This window comes from Crossiella sp. CA198 (assembly GCF_052078295.1).
Classification (GTDB): Bacteria; Actinomycetota; Actinomycetes; order Mycobacteriales; family Pseudonocardiaceae; genus Crossiella.
The window spans coordinates 57,701-73,733 of sequence record NZ_JBQJIM010000004.1 but is presented as its reverse complement, the minus strand read 5'-3'; the positions used below and the strand labels follow the sequence as shown (position 1 = coordinate 73,733).

Here is a 16,033-nt window from a genome sequence, read left to right as displayed (position 1 = left end):
GATCGGTGATCGTCCGCTGGCCGAGCGTGACGGCGTGAGCCGACCTCACCGGGTCCGCGCCGCGGCCACTCCCGGCCGGCTGAACCGCCGCATGATCGGCCGTTCCCAGCCCACGTAGAGCAACGAGGCCACCCCCAGCGCCAGCACAAAACACCCCACCAGCACCAGCACCCCGAGCCCGACCGAGCCCGGCCCGGCGAACTGCTGCACGGTGTAGGTCACCGTGCCCAGGATCATCGCGTGCGTCAGGTAGAACGCGTAGGTGGTGTCGCCAAGGAACACCAAGGTCCGCCCCCGCAACGGCGAGAACGACCCCTCCACATCCGCCCTGGCCAGCGCGGTGGTCAGCAAGGCCAGCGGAATGGTCCACATCGCCACCTGGGTGAACACCGGCGGCAGCCACAGACTCGGCACGTAACAGGCCACCAGCACCGCGGTCGAGGCGCCCAGGCCGATCCGCGGCGCCAGGCCCAGCAACAACATCCGCGCGCACAGCATGCCGAGCAGGAACTCCAGCGCCCGGGTGGGCGGGAAGTGGGTGGAGAACCACAGCTCGTACAACCCGATCTCGGTGCTCGCGATCGGCTTCGGCCCGACCGGGATGACGAAGTGGGAGAGCAGCGGAATGGCGATCGTGGCCGCCACCACACCCGCCAGCCAGCGGCCAAGGTTGCCCGGCCGGATCCGGCAGATCCAGTGGTGCAGCAACGAGAACAGGGCGTAGAAGAGCAGTTCGCAGGACAGTGTCCAGCTGACCGCGTTCATGCTGGTCATCAGCTGGTAGTTCGGCCACCAGCCGTGCAGCAGCAACAGGTTGGGCAGCCACAGCCAGAGCGCGGGCAGCCCGGCCAGCAACGCGGTCACCCCGAACAACAGCACGTGGTTGGGGTAGATCTTGAAGAATCGCCTGCGCCAGAACCGCTTCAGCGAGTCTCCCGGCGGCGCCACATAGGTGAGCACGAACCCGCTGAGGATGAAGAAGAAGGACACCCCCACCGAACCCAGGTTGATCGCCACCGCCCGGTACCCCGCCAGCACCGCCTCATCCGCCAGCACGTTCACGAAGATCCCATGCGTGGCGAAGACCAGCACCGCGGCCACGAACCGCATTCCGGTCAGCGAGGGCAACCGGATGTGCTGCCTCGCCATCACCTGGACCGGGCTCGCGGGCACAGCGCCCAAGGGACACCTCCGGTGAATACGAGCGACTGGGCGTCACCGTACTCAGCGGTGCTGGCGGCGGACTTGGCGCGGGCCTGCACCTCCGGGCGCCGGGGTGCAGGATCAGTGCAGCAGTGGACTCAGGCGCCCGGCGGGATCGGTTTGGCGCGCAGGGCCTCGGCCACCGCGCACAGGTTGGCCGCCATCGTGCGGGCCGTGCGGTGCGACCACTTGTGCCCCTCCTCGGTGTCCGAATAGGACGGTCCGGGGCCGGGGCCGCGGTTCCAGTACGTCCAGGCCTGGCCGGGGATGGTGTAGCCGATGTCGGCCAGCCCGCCGCTGACCTCGCTGATCACGTGGTGCGCGCCGTCCTCGTTGCCGGTGACCACCACGCCCGCGACCCGGTTGTAGGCCACCGGCCGCTCCACCGCGTCGGTCTCGGAGATCATCGCGTCCATGCGTTCCAGCACCCGCTGGGCGATCGAGGAGGGGCGGCCCACCCAGGTCGGGGTGGCGATGACGAGGATCTCGGCGGCCAGCAGCTTCTGGTGGATGGCGGGCCACTCGTCGCCGGCGCCCTCGTCGGTGCTGACCCCTGGCAGCACCTGGTGGTCGACCACCCGGACCACATCCACCTCTACCGACCGTTCGGTCAGCGCGCTGACCACCACGTTGGCCAGCAGTTCGGTGTTGGACACCGCCGGTGACTTCTTCAGGGTGCAGTTGAGAACCAGTGCTCGCATGCGCCCCGGATACCCGCCCCCGCCCCGGCGAACCCTGCCCGCCACCCCGCTCTCCGGCCAGGCCGAAGGCCCCGGCACGATCAGCTGCCGGGGCCTTCGGTCCTCTGCTAGAGGCGGTACTGCGGCGGATCGCCCGGCTTGGGCGTTCCGGCCGGGCCGGGGACCTCCGGCCGCGGCGCGGTCACCCCGTGCGGTCTGGGCTCACCGACCTGCGGCGGCTCACCGATCTGCGGGGAACGCGGCACATCCCCCTCCCAGGCCCCGGTCTCGACGCCCCGGCTCTCGATGAACTCCTTGAAGCGCTCCAGATCACCGGTCACCCGGTGCTGCACGACGCCGAGCGCGGCGCCTGCCTTCTCGGTCAGCGTCTCGGGGTGGTACTCCATCTGCAGATGCACCCGCGTGCTGTGCTCGTCCAGCCGGTGGAAGGTGACCACCCCGCCATGCGGCGGACCGTCCACTGTGGACCAGGCGATTCGCTCGTCCTGGTGCTGTTCGGTCACTTCGGCGTCGAACTCCCGTTCCACCCCGCCGATCTTGGTCTTCCAGTGCGTGCGGGTGGGGGTCAGCTGGGTGATCCGCTCAACGCCTTCCATGAAGCGCGGGAAGGTCTCGAACTGGGTCCACTGGTTGTAGGCGGTGCTCACCGGCACGTCCACGTCCACGGACTTCTCGATGGTCGTCACGGCATCTCCTTGAGTTGGCGTGGTCGACCCAGGTGTACCCGGTCCGGTCCGGGCTACACGTTCGCGCCGTACCCGGTGAGCTTGCCTGGGTTGAGCATCCAGTAGATCTCGTGGATGCCCTCGGCCGAGGCCGCCACCGTGATCATCGCGAACGTCTCGCCGTCCCGCCGCAGCACCGCCGCGGTGTGCCCGTTGGCGGCGGCCCACTCGACCTGCACCCCAACCCAGAACCGGGTGTGGAACGCGCGCACGAACTTGGCCACGATGGGCGCGGTGCGCACCGGGATGCGCGCGGCGCGGGCCACCCCGCCGCCGTCGGAGTAACTGACCACGTCGGCGGCGAAGAGTTCTTCCAGGGCAAGCAGATCGCCTTCGCGGGCGGCGGCCACGAAGGCGGTGAGCAGGCGGCGTTGTTCGGGTGCGCTGGCGGGGGTGCGCCGTTGTTCGGCCAGCTGGCGGCGGGCCCGGCTGACCAGCTGGCGGGCCGAGGTCTCGGTGGCCTGGATGATCTCGGCGATCTGCGGGTAGGGATAGCCGAATGCCTCGCGCAGCACGTAGGCGGCGCGCTGGGTGGGGGTGAGTTTCTCCAGCAGCAGCAGGACGGCGAGTTCCAGGGCGGAGTCCGCTTCGGCGCCCAGTTGCGGGTCGGCGGTGGTGTCGATGGGCTCGGGCAGCCACTGGCCGGGGTAGGTCTCGTGCCGGGTTTTGGCGCTGCGGCCGGCGTTGATGGCCAGCCGGGTGGTGGCGGTGGCCAGGTAGGCGGCGGGGTTGAGCACGGCCGCGCGGTCGCAGGTCTGCCAGCGCAGCCAGACCTCCTGCACCAGGTCCTCGGCGTCCTGGGCACTGCCCAGCATGCGGTAGGCGATGCCGAACAACCGCGGCCGCACCTCGGTGAAGACGGCGGAGGCCTGGTCGAGGTCCGCGTTCGCGGTCTCCGGCATGGCTGCGAAGTCCTCCCGCTCACCTGCGCGCGGCACCTGCGTGATCCACAACACCACTCACCTCGATCCTACTCGCGGAGCCCTGTCGATCATTGCCTCGATGGGGTGATGCCGGGGACACGGAACCGGAAGGCGCGCACCCACGGGTGGCTCCGTGCCCCCGGCATCAGCTGGGGGGAATCAGGGCTGGGGCGCGCGGAGATGCTTGCGCTGGGCCAGTTCCTCGGGACTGACCAGGGTGAGGATGGGCTGGCCCGGCGCGCAGAACAGGGTCACCGCGAACACGGCCTCGGTGTCCGCCAGGTTGTTGGCGCCGCGGTAGTGGATCACGTCGCCGCCGGGCTCCCAGAACGCCTCGCCCGCCCTGATTACCCGCTCCGGCTCGCCCTCCAGCTCGAAGATGATCTCGCCTTGGACCACGTAACCGTAGGCGGGACCGGCGTGGCGGTGCGGGGGAGCGCCGGGGCTGCCAGGGGGCAGGGTGATCCGCAGGGCCATCGCCTCGGCGCCCGCCGGGATCGGCGGCGGACCGGGCACGGTGCCGATGACCTCGATCACCGGTTGCGGGCCGGAGGTGCCGGGGTTGGGCAGGGTGTGTCCGTGGTCGGTGCTCATTGGTGTTCCACCTCGGTTTTTTGGGCATGACAAATAACGGCGGCTACTGTGATAGCGCTTTCCGGCGGTCACTCAGGGCAGGCCGGAAAAGTAGCTGGCGCGGATGTGTCCTTTGAGGACGGATCAGTCCAAAGCGGACCGGACGATGCGGCGGACCGCGGGCTCCTCGTCCAGTTCGGCCTGGATGTCGGCCAGGGTCTGACTCGCCAGCGCCTCGTGCCAGGCCCGCTCAGCCCGGCGCATGGCCGATTTCACCTGACACGGTCCGGTCGGCCGGGGGCTCAGCTCGCCGATCCGGCCACCGCAGCGGATCTCCTCGCAGCGGAAGAGTGGCTCCTCGCCCTCGATGGCCAGCACCACGTCGAGCAGGGTGATCTCCTCGACCGGCTTGGCCAGGCTGAACCCGCCGTGCGGACCCGAGGAGGAGTGCAGCAGCCCGGCCTTGACCAGCAGCTGGAGCTGCTTGTTCAGGTAGGCGGGCGGCAGACCGTGGGCGCGGGCGAGCTGCGGGGTGCCCAGTGCCCTGGATTCCGCCATGTTCAGGTTGAGCAGCGTGTGCACTGCCCACTCCACGCCCTTGCCCATTCTCATCTCGCCCACAGTGTAGGTCCGGGATCACCACGGCGTGGCCTCCGCCCATGGCCCGGTCAGCCCGTCGCCGGGCGTCGACACCCTCCGCATGGTCGCTCCCCTCGCTCGCCGGATCTAACCTGGATAGTGAATGTCCAGGTTAGGAAAAGTCAAGTGCCCTGCGCTGTCACAACCAGGCGGGCTGCGCTGTCTTGGCTGGTAGAGCACGGAGCGTCCCGGAACCGCCGGGAGGCGAGCACAAGGGAGCAGTCATGAAGGTCGTCGTGATCGGCGGAACCGGTCTGATCGGGTCCACCGTCGTTGCCCGGCTGGCTGAACACGGCCACGACCCGGTCGCCGCCGCGCCCAACACCGGCGTGAACACCATCACCGGCGAGGGCCTCAACGAGGTCCTGGCCGGCGCGGACGTGGTGGTCGACGTCTCGAACTCGCCCTCCTTCGCCGACGATGATGTGCTCGCCTTCTTCCGCACCGCCACCACCAACCTGATCGACGCGGCCAAGGACGCCGGAGTCGGGCACTATGTGGCGCTGTCCGTGGTCGGCGCCGAGCGCACCCCCGACTCCGGCTATATGCGGGCGAAAGTGGCCCAGGAGAAGCTGATCCGCGACTCCGGGCTGCCCTACTCGCTGGTGCACGCCACCCAGTTCTTCGAGTTCGCCGCGGGCATCGCGGACTCCGCGACCGTCGACGGCGTGGTCACCCTGCCCGACGGCGGCGTGCAGCCGGTGGCCGCGGCCGAGGTCTCCGCCGCGGTGGCCCGGACCTCGGTCGGCGCGCCACTGAACGGCGTGGTGGAGATCGGCGGCCCCGAGGTCTTCGGCATGGACGGCTGGATCCGCACCGTGCTCGCCGCTCGCGAGGACGACCGCAAGGTGCTCACCGACCCGAGCGCCCGCTACTTCGGCACCCAGCTGACGGAGAAGACCCTGCTGCCCGCCGAGGGTTCGCTGCTCGGGCAGATCACGCTGTCGGACTGGCTGGCCAAGTGAGTAGTCCCCGCGCGGGCGGCCGCCGCCCGCGCGGGTCCGCCGCCTTCTGAACGGAGAACCTCATGAGCCACCCCGCCGAGATCCAGCTGGCCACCTCCGTGCTCGTCATCGGCACCGGTGGCGCCGGGCTGCGGGCCGCGATCGAACTGGCCGAACGCGGCATCGACGTGCTCGTGCTCGGCAAACGCGCCAAGGCCGACGCGCACACCACCCTTGCCGCCGGTGGGATCAACGCGGCACTGTCCACAATGGATGCAGAGGACAGCTGGCAGCAGCACGCCGCGGACACCATCAAGGAGAGCTACCTGCTCGCGCACCCGGAGACGGTGCGCATCGTCACCGAGAACGCCGCCCGCGGCATCGAGGACCTGGAACGCTGGGGCATGCCCTTCGCCCGCGAGGCCGACGGCCGGATCTCCCAACGGTTCTTCGGTGCGCACACCCACCGGCGCACCGCCTTCGCCGGTGACTACACCGGTCTGGAGATCCAGCGCACCCTGGTCAACCGGGCCGCCCAGCTGGACATCCCGGTGCTGGACCGCTGTTACGTGACCCGGATCCTGGTGCGGGACAACGTGGTCTTCGGCGCCTACGGCTTCGACCAGGAAACCGGCGCCCGCTATCTCATCCACGCCGACGCGGTGGTGCTGGCCGCGGGCGGGCACACCCGGATCTGGCGCCGCACCTCCTCCCGCCGCGATGAGAACACCGGCGACTCCTTCCGGCTGGCCGTGCTGGCCGGTGGCCGCATCCGCGACCCCGAACTGGTCCAGTTCCACCCCTCCGGCCTGATCGAACCCGAATCCGCCGCGGGCACCCTGGTCTCCGAGGCCGCCCGCGGCGAGGGCGGCATCCTGCGCAACGCGCTGGGCGAGCGGTTCATGGAACGCTACGACCCGGTGCGCCGCGAACTGTCCACAAGGGACAGAGTCGCGCTGGCCGCCTACACCGAGATCAAGGCAGGCCGCGGCACACCCCAAGGCGGCGTGTGGCTGGACGTCTCGCACCTGCCACGCGAGACGATCATGCGCAGGCTGCCGAGGGTGTACCAGACCCTGCTCGAACTCCAGATGCTCGACATCACCAGGACTCCCATCGAGATCGCGCCCACCGCGCACTACTCGATGGGCGGGGTGTGGGTCCGCCCGGAGGACCACGGCACCGGTGTGGAGGGCCTCTACGCCATCGGCGAGGCGGCCAGCGGCCTGCACGGCGCCAACCGGCTCGGCGGCAACTCGCTGATCGAACTCCTGGTCTACGGCCGGATCGTGGGCGAGACCGCGGCCAAGTACTCGGCCAACCTGGGCGCGCAACAACGCTGCGCCCTCGCCCTGGCCGAAGCCCGCGCCGAGGTGGACGAGCTGCTGGCCGCCGACGGCCCGGAGAACATCCGTGCCCTGCAACGCGGTCTGCGCGACATCATGACCGAACACGCCGGCGTGGTCCGCGACGAACTGGGCCTGGTCGAGGGCCTGATCCGGCTCGGCGAGATCGAGGCCAGCACCCGGGACCTCGGCGTTCACCCGGATCTGGCCGGGTACCAGGACCTCGCGCACGCCTTCGACCTCAAGGCCTCCCTGCTGGCCGCCCGCGCCACCCTGGAGGCCGCGCTGGAACGCCGGGAAACCCGCGGCTGCCACAACCGCTCGGACTTCCCGGCCCTCGATCCGACCCAGCGGGTGAACCTGGTGTGGTCAGGCCCGGGGAAGATCACCCGCGAGCCGATCCCACCGGTGCCCGCGGAGATCGCCGCGCTCATGCGGGAGGTCAGCAGCGAGGGCAAACTGGTCGAATGAGCCGAGGTGGCGCGGGCACCGTCTCCCTAATGGCCCAACCGTCACACCCGAATCGGTGATATCGGGAAACAAGAATTAGTCAGATAATCTGTCGATGTCTGAAAATACGGGGAATGGCCGACCTCAGTCAGATGTTGTGGAATCTTTACCCAGTGTACTGGTGGTGGGCGCCGGGATCGCCGGACTGACTGCCGCTGAATTGTTACACGAATTAGGTTACCCAGTTACCGTCCTGGAGGCGCGCGACCGCGTCGGTGGCCGGATCTGGACCGACCAGGACGGCGTTGACCTGGGCGCGCACTGGATTCACGGCACCGACGGAAACCCGATCACCGAGCTGGTGGAAAAGCTGGGCATCCCGTACAGCTATATCGGCGGGGACAGCTCCTACACCGGCGGATTCGACAATCTCGACCTGTTCGGCGCCGACCAGAGTCGAGCCAAGCACAGCCGCAAGAGCCACACCCTGGAACTGGCCGACGGCGTGCTGCACGAACTGGAACAACGCGCCGAGACCGCGCGCAAAAAAGACCACCCCGATCTCCCACTCGGCGAAGCCATCGCACAAATCCTGACCGAACGGCAACTCGCACCCGAGGACGAACAGGCGGTCCGCTACCACCTCAACGTGATCCTGCGCGAGGATGTGGCCGAGGACCCCGGGAAACTCTCCTTCAAATTCTGGGAGGACGGCTACCTGGTCTACGGCTATGGCGACAGCGTCCTGCACGCGGGCTACCAGTCGGTGGTCACCGCGCTCGCCGAGGGACTCGACGTCCGGCTGGGCCACATCGTGCGCCGGATCAGCGCGGACAACGGCGCCGGGCCGGTGCGGGTCAGCACCGACCAAGGCGAGTTCACCGCGGACAAGGTGCTGGTCACCCTGCCGCTGGGCGTGCTCAAGGCCGCGTCGGTGACCTTCGACCCGCCGCTGCCCGAGACCAAGCAGTCGGCCATCGACCGGCTCGGCTTCGGCACCCTGAACAAGATCGCCCTGCATTTCGACGAAGCGTTCTGGCCGCAGGAGCAGTACGTCTTCGGCTACCTCTGCCGCGATACCGATCGCTACCCGACCGTCGTCATCAGCATGTGGAAATCACACGGCAAACCCATTCTGGTGCTGCTGCTCGGCGCCTCCCTCGGCCGCGAACTGGAGACCTGGTCCGACGAACAGGTCGCCGACTACGGCACCACCATCGTCCGGGACATCTTCGGCGCCACCGCACCCGCGCCCGGACACGTCTCCCGCACCGGCTGGTCCAGCGACCCCTTCGCCAGGGGCGCCTACACCTGCGTCGGCGTCAACGCCTCACCCAAGGACATGGGCACGCTCGCCGAACCGGTCGGCGACCACTTGTTCTTCGCCGGTGAGGGCACCAATGCCTATCACTGGGGCTGCGTGCACAGCGCGTACGAATCCGGCCGCCGCGAAGCCGCCCGGATCAGCGGGGATTCCAGTCTCTACGCCCCGCCGAGCACCGGCACCTCGCGTCGGCAGGCCCGCGATATCGACCGCATGAAACGGTTCGCGCGCCTGCGGATGACCCACATCACCGACCGCGAACTCCAGGACCGGGTGACCTGCCTGCGCACCAGCGTGGACCCGTTCGGCGTGCACCTGTTCGAGGCCCTGGTCGACGCCGAGGTGGAAACCCTCGCCTCGATGTTCGACGAGATCCCCTTTGTCGCGGGCGATGCCATCTGCCGCGAGGACGATGAGGCACACGGCGTGTACCTGGTCGCCAGCGGCGAGGTCGAGGTCGATTTCGGCGGCATCTACGAACGCGCGGTGCTGGGTCGCGGCGCCCTGCTCGGCCATTACGACCTGTTCTTCAACGCCCGCACCACCTCGGTCACCGCGGTCAGCGAGCACGTGGTGATGTTCTACCTCGACCACTACCGCTACCAGATCTTCCTCTACGCCTTCCCGGACGTGCTGATGCTGATGATGTCCGACCTGGTCACCCGGTGGGAGCAACTGGAAAGCGCGCTCGGCTCGTCCACCCTCGCCGGGGTGAAACGCGAGTCCGGACTCCGCCCGGTCACCCCGTTGCCCGACGCCTCCTAGCCCGGAAGGCTGCCCCGGCTCACGCGCAATCCGCCAGGGCCGGGGCAGCGTTGCGGGCTAAGGTCCGCATCATGCTCGCGTTGACCGTTGCGTCCGTCCCCCCGCACGTCGCACTGACCACGGTCGCCGACCCCACGCCGTTGCCGGACCAGGCACTCGTCCGGGTCAAGGCGTTCTCGCTCAATCGCGGCGAAGTCCTCGGCCTGCCCAACCGCCCGGAAGGTTCGGTCACGGGCTGGGACGCGGCAGGCGTGGTGGAACAGGCCGCGGCGGACGGCAGTGGGCCCGCGGCGGGAACCCGGGTGGTCGGCCTGGTCAGGGTCGGCGCCTGGGCCGAACTCGCCGTGATCCCCACCAACAGGCTGACGGCGATCCCGGACGGTGTGTCCTACGCCCAGGCGTCCACCCTGCCCACCGCGGGCGTGACCGCGTTGCGCTCGCTGGAGATCGGCGGCCTGCTGCTGGCCAAGCGAGTGCTGATCACCGGCGCGACCGGGGGAGTCGGCCGGATGGCGGTGCAACTGGCCAGCCTCAGCGGCGCCCACGTCACCGCGCTCGTCCGTGATCTCGCGGCGGAGCCGTTGCTGCGGCGCCTGGGCGCGAGTGCGGTAGTGGACGCCTTGACCGAGGACTTCGACCTGATCGTGGAAGGCGTCGGCGGCCCCACCCTCGGCACGGCCATCGAACACCTGGCCCCACGCGGCATCCTGGTCAACATCGCGACCCTGGACCCCGCGGAGTCCGTCAGCTTCCGGATGTCCCGCTTCACCCGCTCGCCCGGCGCGCGCATCCACACCTTCACCAGCTTCGACGAGACCGCCGCCCACGACAGCGGAACAAGCGACCTCATCCGCCTCAGCACCCTGGTCGCGGACGGCAGGCTCGACTGCCAGATCGAACTCGAAGACTCCTGGCGCGCCATCGCCGAGGCGATCGACGCCCTGCTCAGCCGCCGGGTCGGCGGCAAGGTCGTCCTGCACATCGACTGACCACGCTGGTTGGCGGTGCTGAGCGCAGGACGGCCTGGCATGTGGACAGGGCCAGGCGGCTGCTGGAGGCGGAACCGGCCAGGGGCGCAACTTCCTGACAACAAATCGTCCACAACCGTTGGCAACACTGGTCGCAGTACCCCTCCGCACCCGAGGAAGTCCTATGTTGCAACGCCGTCACGTCCTGCGCGCCTCCGTGGCCGCCTTCACCGTGGTGCTGGCCGCGGCCTGTGCCCTGGGCACCGCCACCAGCGACCCGATTCCGTCCAGCAGCAGCACTTCCGCCCCGATCGGGGCCGGGCCCACCGACGGCGTGACCCGGGCCGAACTCCAGCGGTTCCCGGCCCCGGCCAAGGGCTGGGAGATCGTGCAGACGCTGGTGGAGATCCCCGAGGGCAAGGAATCCGGCAGGCATTCCCATCCAGGGCCGGAGATCGGCTACATCATCCAGGGCGAGGTCTCGATCGAGTTCGACGACCGGCCCGCGCTGCGCCTGCACTCCGGGGATCCGTTCCACATCCCGCCGAACGTGGTGCACAACGCCCGCAACGTCGGCAAGGTGCGCACCAAGATGCTGTCCAGCTACGTGATCGAAGAGGGCAAACCGTTGGTGCACATGCACTGACCGCCGGTGGCCGGACCGGTCCCGGGACGCGGTCCGGCCTGCTCAGGCCGGGCTGGGCTGCAGGGCCGCGCCGAGTTCGGTGCGTGAGGTGATGCCGAGTTTGGGGAAGATCCGGTGCAGGTGCGTGCTCACCGTCCGGTGGGACAGGTACAGCCGCTCGCCGATCTCCCGGTTGGTCAGCCCGTCCGCGGCCAGGCGGGCGATGTTCAGCTCGTGCGCGGTCAGCTCGTGGTAGGCGTCCTCGCGGGGTTCCGGACTGGCCTCGCCGGTGGCGCGCAGGTCCCGGCGGGCGCGTTCGCTCCAGCCGGGCATGCCCAGGGCGTCGAAGGTTTCCCGGGCCGCGCGCAGGTACGGGCGGGAATCGGCTGGGCGGCGCTGGCGGCGCAACCACTCCCCGAAGGCGAGCTGGAGCCGGCCACGTTCCAGCGGCCACCGGGTCAGATCCGCTTCCAGCGCGGTCCGGAACAGGCTTTCCGCCCGGTCGTCGGCGGCGAGCACGGCCCTGGCATAGCGCAGGCCGATGGTCAGCGCGGGCGAGGACGTGGACAGCGCGGCCGACTCCAGTTCGGCCACGATCTTGCGCACCTCATCGGCCTGATCACAGCGCAGGCCCGCCTCGGCCAGTTCCGGCAACAGGTAGCAGCGCAGCGCGAGCTGATAGGCGGGATCGGCCGGATCGTGCACCCGGCGCAGCGCGAGGAAGGCGTCCAGGTACCGTCCAGCGCCGAGCGCGGCGATGCCCCTGGCCAGTTGCACCTTGGCCAGCACCGGCCGGGCCGCGGCCGCCAGTCCCACCTGTTCCGCTTCCGCGGCAAGGGTTTCCGCCTGCTCGTACTCCCCGCGCAGCGCGCAGATCTCCGCCTGCACCGCGCGGGCCAGGCCGTACATGTAGGGCTGCCGGGTTTCCCTGGCCAGCTGGGCGGCCTCCTCGGCGGCGGGCGCGGCGGTGAGCAGATCGCCCAGTCGCACGCAGCTCCACGCCTGCACCGCCAGCGCCCTGGCGACCAGGGCGAGTTTGCCCTCGGCCCGCAGACCCGGTTGCGCCGCCGCGGAGAACCGCGCGGATTCGGTCAGCGCGCCCACCTGCAGCGCCGCGCTGCTCAGATACCGGTAGGTCACCGGATCGCCGCCGACCTCGGCCGCCAGCTCCCGCAGGCGCGCGACCACCACATCGCCGCGCTCGATCGGGGCCACGTAGGCGGTGATCGCCACCAGCCGCGGATCCCGCGCCGGGATCGGCAGCCGGTCGGCCACGCCGATGATCCGCTCCCGGACCGCACTGCCCGGCTCGACCCAGAAACACCGCATCGCGGTACCCCAGAAGATCCGCATCGCCAGGTCGAGGTCGCCGTCGGCCAGCACCTGCTCGACCAGGGTGAGCAGTTCGCCGGGACCGGTCGCGCCCTCGCTGACCCCGTCGTCGAAGGCACTGGGCAGCCAGGCGGCCAGCGCGCGTTGCCGGGCGGTCAGCGGCAGCGCGCGGACCTCGGCCAGTACCCGGTCCACGATGTCCCGGCGACCGGAGTCCACCGCGAGTTCGGCCGCCCGCAACAGCCGCCGCACCCGGTCCGCCGGATCTTCGCTCAGCTGCGCGGCACGTTCCAGCGCGCTGATCGCGGTCGCCACCCCGCCGCGGCGCTGGGCGCGGTCCGCGGTCGCCTCCAGGTCGGCGGCCACCTGCTCGTCCGGGCCCAGGGTGGCCGCGGCCCGGTGCCAGGCCCGCCGGTCCGGCTGACCGGAGAGGACCTCGGCCAGCGCCCGGTGCGCGGCCTGCCGCTGGCCGAGATCGGCGGTCTGGGCGATGGCCGAGCGGACCAGCGGATGGCGGAACTCGACCGCGCCGGTGTCCAGGGTGATCAGCCCGGCCTCGGCGGCCGGCCGCAACACCGCCACGCCCGTCTCGGGCTGGAGTCCGGCCGCGGCCAGGATCTCGGCCAGTGCGCCGTGCTCGTGCAGGGCCGCGATCAGCAGGCAGTGCCGGGTGGCGGCGGGCAGGGCGTCCGCGCGGGCGGCGAAGGCCCGCTCCAGCCGAGGGGTCAGCGGCAGCGGGCTGGTTTCCGTTGCGGTGGAAGGAAGTTCGGTGAGCGCCAGTGGGTTGCCCTCGGCCTGGGCGAGCACCCGGGCGCGGGCCGGTGCGGGCAGGTCGGGGGCAACGCGGTCGAGCAGTTCGGCGGCGGCCTCGGCCGATAGCCGGTCCAGGGCGAGTTCGGGCAGGCCCGCGCTGGTGAGCGCGGACGGCTCGCCGGTGCGGCGGGTGGCGATCAGCACCGCGGGTTCGGAGCACAGCCGCCGGGCCACGAAGGTCAGCACCTCCTGACTGGCCTGGTCCAGCCACTGCACGTCGTCCAGCAGCACGGCCAGGGGTGCGGTCTCGGCCAGCAGGTTCACCACCGCCAGCCCGACCAGGGACACCTCCGGCGCGGGGCCGTCGGCCAGGCCGAGCGCGGTGCCGAGCGCGGCCCGCTGACCTGCGGGCAGCCCGCTCAGCCCGGCGCGGACGGGGTAGAGCACCTGGTGCAGCCCGGCGAAGGGCACCTGCTGTTCGGACTGCACCCCGTTCGCCGCCAGGACCCGCAGCCCCGCGCTCGCGCAGTGCGCCCTGACCTCGGCCAGCAGCGCGGATTTGCCCGCGCCGGGCGCGCCGGAGAGCAGCAGGGCCCCACCTCGGCGCGGGATGTCCTCGATCAATCCGGCCAGGTGTTCGAGTTCTGCTTGCCGTCCGATCAGGGACAACGCGGCTCCTCCTCGCGGCAGGCCTGCCCAGCCGGCGGGCAGGCTGCCCCCAGTATCGACCCAAACACCGGGTGACGTGCGAATTCCGGGCGCCGACCGACCGTTCGGTAAGGAGACCGCAAGATTTACTTGACAGCCGGGGACCCGGTCAGCGCGTGATCGACAAGACTGGGTGGATGGAGTTCTTCTGCTACCACCGCGACCGGCCCGGCTCGATGCCACTGCGGATGGAGCTGCTGGCGGCGCACTGGTCCTATATGGACCGCTTCGCCGAGCAGATGATCGCCCGCGGCCCGACCCTGGACGGCGACACCGCCACCGGCAGCCTGCACATCCTCGATCTGCCTGATCAGGCCGCCGCCCGCGCGTTCGCCTTCGACGAGCCCGGCTACCAGGCCGGGGCCTACCGGGATGTGCTGCTGCGCCGGTGGCAGAACCGGCTGGGGCGCACGATGTGGGAGTTCCCTGGTGGCCGCACCGGCGGCGACCGCTACCTGGTGCTCGGCTTCGGCGAGGGCGAGCCTGCTGACCTAGCCGTGCCGGAGCAGGCCGGGCTGATCGCCTACGGCCCACTGCTCTCCGATGACGGCGCCAGCTGGCTGGGCACGGCGGCGCTGCTGGTGGCCGCGGACCCAGCCGCGGCGCGGGCCGTGCTGACCCCGGACCGGTACGCCGCCATCGAGACCCACCGCTGGCAGTTCGGCGGCCGACCATCCTGACCAGCGGTGATAGCCGGATGACGTAGTCGGACAGCGTCATCCGACGGGCGCGCGCAGCACCCCGGCCCACCTAGGTTCGGCGTCGTGCCCGAGGCCCGGATCCGCTACCCACGCTCGTCCTGACCCGGGGCACAACCGTTGCGACGAAAGGTGATCACCATGTCCGGCGAGCCCACCGGGATCTCCCGGCGTAACGCGATCCGCGCCGCGGGAGCGGGTGCGCTGCTGTTCGGATTGGCCAGTGCTCCAACGGCTTCGGCCGCCCCGGGTTCGGTGTCCCGGGCGCCGAACCTGCCCCGCGGCTTCACCAAAACCTTCACCAGCCACTACATCGACACCGGCGACCTGCGCCAGCACGCGGTCATCGGCGGCGCGGGCCCACCACTGCTCCTGCTGCACGGCTGGCCGCAGACCTGGTACACCTGGCGCCTGCTGATGCCCGCGCTGGCCAAGGATTTCCAGGTGATCGCGGTCGACCAGCGCGGCTGCGGCCTGACCGGCAAACCCCGCACCGGCTACGACACCGGCACCCTGGCCGCCGACCTGGTCGCGCTGATGAGCAAGCTCGGCCACCGGCGGTTCGCCCTGGTCGGCCACGACACCGGCATGCCGATCAGCTACGCCCTGGCCGCCGACCACCCCGACCGGCTGGATCGCCTGGCGGTGGCCGAAGCCATCATCCCCGGCCTGACCCCGTCACCACCGCTGCTGGGCACCTCGAAGGCGAACGAACGCCTGTGGCACTTCGGTTTCAACCGCCTGGGCGCCGAGCTGAACGAACGCCTGGTCCAGGGCCGCGAACAGATCTACTTCGGCGCCAAGTTCGCCGCCTCGGCCCACCGCCCACTGCCCGCACACGCGGTCCGGCACTACATCGACACCCTGGCCCGGGACGGCGAGGCGTTGCGCGGCAGCTTCGAGTGGTACCGCGCGCTGGAGACCACCATCGCGCAGAACGAACAACGCAAGGCCCGGCGATTGACCCTGCCGGTGCTGGCGATCGGCGGCGGGGAGAGCGCGGGGGAGGGGATCGCGAACACGATGCGACTGGCCGCGGACGACGTGCGCAGCGTGGTGATCCCGCGGTGCGGGCACTGGATCACCGAGGAGGCGCCCGCGGAGGTGCTGGCCGCGCTGACCACGTTCCTGGCGCCCTACCGCGGGAAGTGAGCTGCCGCGACTGGCCACTGTGGATGATCCGAGATCCTGGACAGTCCACAGTCGCGCCGGGCTCCGGCGCATGCGTGGCCACCTCGGCGAGCGCGGTGGGGTCCCGGCAGACGGCGACGGGCGGGCGGCGGTCCGCTGACGAGCTGTCCATCCACCCAGTGTTGAGCCTGCTGACGGCCCGGCACTGCCGCCGATCAGGGAGAA

The 16,033-nt window shown here is 70.5% G+C and carries 14 protein-coding genes; 7 read left to right on the top strand and 7 right to left on the bottom strand.

Annotated elements, in window-relative coordinates; all coding sequences use genetic code 11:
• Positions 1-45: 45 nt before the first annotated feature.
• From ACTOWY_RS07645 to ACTOWY_RS07620, 6 genes are all read right to left on the bottom strand, one after another.
• Positions 46-1,149: an acyltransferase family protein gene (locus ACTOWY_RS07645; protein WP_441308905.1), complete on the bottom strand. Its 1,104-nt coding sequence runs from the start codon at positions 1,147-1,149 to the stop codon at positions 46-48.
• 152 nt (positions 1,150-1,301) lie between these two features.
• Positions 1,302-1,904, bottom strand: coding sequence for a flavodoxin family protein (locus ACTOWY_RS07640; protein ID WP_441308904.1), 603 nt, complete (start codon positions 1,902-1,904; stop codon positions 1,302-1,304).
• A gap of 107 nt (positions 1,905-2,011) precedes the next feature.
• A complete protein-coding gene (locus ACTOWY_RS07635; protein WP_441308903.1) occupies positions 2,012-2,590 on the bottom strand; it encodes an SRPBCC family protein in 579 nt (192 codons plus the stop codon).
• A gap of 53 nt (positions 2,591-2,643) precedes the next feature.
• Positions 2,644-3,585 (bottom strand): RNA polymerase sigma-70 factor, encoded by a 942-nt coding sequence (locus ACTOWY_RS07630; protein ID WP_441308902.1) that lies wholly within the window; start codon positions 3,583-3,585, stop codon positions 2,644-2,646.
• Between the two features lie 126 nt (positions 3,586-3,711).
• A complete protein-coding gene (locus ACTOWY_RS07625) occupies positions 3,712-4,146 on the bottom strand; it encodes a cupin domain-containing protein (RefSeq protein ID WP_441308901.1) in 435 nt (144 codons plus the stop codon).
• 123 nt (positions 4,147-4,269) lie between these two features.
• Positions 4,270-4,737 carry an RrF2 family transcriptional regulator gene (locus ACTOWY_RS07620; protein WP_441308900.1) on the bottom strand — a complete coding sequence of 156 codons (468 nt, stop codon included), beginning with the start codon at positions 4,735-4,737 and terminating at the stop codon, positions 4,270-4,272.
• A gap of 251 nt (positions 4,738-4,988) precedes the next feature.
• Between ACTOWY_RS07620 and ACTOWY_RS07615 the strand changes: the two genes are divergently transcribed.
• The 5 genes from ACTOWY_RS07615 (at position 4,989) to ACTOWY_RS07595 (ending at position 11,207) form a co-directional block, all read left to right on the top strand.
• Positions 4,989-5,729, top strand: coding sequence for an SDR family oxidoreductase (locus ACTOWY_RS07615; RefSeq protein WP_441308899.1), 741 nt, complete (start codon positions 4,989-4,991; stop codon positions 5,727-5,729).
• A gap of 62 nt (positions 5,730-5,791) precedes the next feature.
• Positions 5,792-7,525 (top strand): L-aspartate oxidase, encoded by a 1,734-nt coding sequence (locus ACTOWY_RS07610; RefSeq protein ID WP_441308898.1) that lies wholly within the window; start codon positions 5,792-5,794, stop codon positions 7,523-7,525.
• 163 nt (positions 7,526-7,688) lie between these two features.
• Entirely contained in the window at positions 7,689-9,593 is a 1,905-nt protein-coding gene (locus tag ACTOWY_RS07605) for an FAD-dependent oxidoreductase (protein ID WP_441308897.1), read from the top strand.
• A gap of 80 nt (positions 9,594-9,673) precedes the next feature.
• Positions 9,674-10,582 carry a zinc-binding dehydrogenase gene (locus ACTOWY_RS07600; RefSeq protein ID WP_441308896.1) on the top strand — a complete coding sequence of 303 codons (909 nt, stop codon included), beginning with the start codon at positions 9,674-9,676 and terminating at the stop codon, positions 10,580-10,582.
• Positions 10,583-10,745: 163 nt separating this feature from the next.
• Positions 10,746-11,207: a cupin domain-containing protein gene (locus ACTOWY_RS07595; protein WP_441308895.1), complete on the top strand. Its 462-nt coding sequence runs from the start codon at positions 10,746-10,748 to the stop codon at positions 11,205-11,207.
• 42 nt (positions 11,208-11,249) lie between these two features.
• Here the strand turns inward: ACTOWY_RS07595 and ACTOWY_RS07590 are convergent, their stop codons facing one another.
• Positions 11,250-13,940 carry an ATP-binding protein gene (locus ACTOWY_RS07590; protein WP_441308894.1) on the bottom strand — a complete coding sequence of 897 codons (2,691 nt, stop codon included), beginning with the start codon at positions 13,938-13,940 and terminating at the stop codon, positions 11,250-11,252.
• 176 nt (positions 13,941-14,116) lie between these two features.
• Between ACTOWY_RS07590 and ACTOWY_RS07585 the strand changes: the two genes are divergently transcribed.
• Together ACTOWY_RS07585 and ACTOWY_RS07580 are read left to right on the top strand one after the other, a co-directional pair.
• Positions 14,117-14,659, top strand: a complete 543-nt coding sequence (locus ACTOWY_RS07585) for a YciI family protein (protein WP_441309124.1) — start codon at positions 14,117-14,119, stop codon at positions 14,657-14,659.
• Positions 14,660-14,818: 159 nt separating this feature from the next.
• The gene (locus ACTOWY_RS07580; RefSeq protein ID WP_441308893.1) at positions 14,819-15,829 is read left to right on the top strand and encodes an alpha/beta fold hydrolase; all 1,011 of its coding nucleotides are present in this window, start codon (positions 14,819-14,821) and stop codon (positions 15,827-15,829) included.
• Positions 15,830-16,033 lie beyond the last annotated feature (204 nt).

Bases quoted from the DNA above. Each gene is read 5' to 3' on its own strand.
- ACTOWY_RS07645 (WP_441308905.1), bottom strand. From the start codon at position 1,149: ATGGCGAGGCAGCACATCCGGTTGCCCTCGCTGACCGGAATGCGGTTC.
- ACTOWY_RS07640 (WP_441308904.1), bottom strand. From the start codon at position 1,904: ATGCGAGCACTGGTTCTCAACTGCACCCTGAAGAAGTCACCGGCGGTG.
- ACTOWY_RS07625 (WP_441308901.1), bottom strand. From the start codon at position 4,146: ATGAGCACCGACCACGGACACACCCTGCCCAACCCCGGCACCTCCGGC.
- ACTOWY_RS07620 (WP_441308900.1), bottom strand. From the start codon at position 4,737: ATGAGAATGGGCAAGGGCGTGGAGTGGGCAGTGCACACGCTGCTCAAC.
- ACTOWY_RS07615 (WP_441308899.1), top strand. From the start codon at position 4,989: ATGAAGGTCGTCGTGATCGGCGGAACCGGTCTGATCGGGTCCACCGTC.
- ACTOWY_RS07610 (WP_441308898.1), top strand. From the start codon at position 5,792: ATGAGCCACCCCGCCGAGATCCAGCTGGCCACCTCCGTGCTCGTCATC.
- ACTOWY_RS07595 (WP_441308895.1), top strand. From the start codon at position 10,746: ATGTTGCAACGCCGTCACGTCCTGCGCGCCTCCGTGGCCGCCTTCACC.
- ACTOWY_RS07585 (WP_441309124.1), top strand. From the start codon at position 14,117: ATGGAGTTCTTCTGCTACCACCGCGACCGGCCCGGCTCGATGCCACTG.
- ACTOWY_RS07580 (WP_441308893.1), top strand. From the start codon at position 14,819: ATGTCCGGCGAGCCCACCGGGATCTCCCGGCGTAACGCGATCCGCGCC.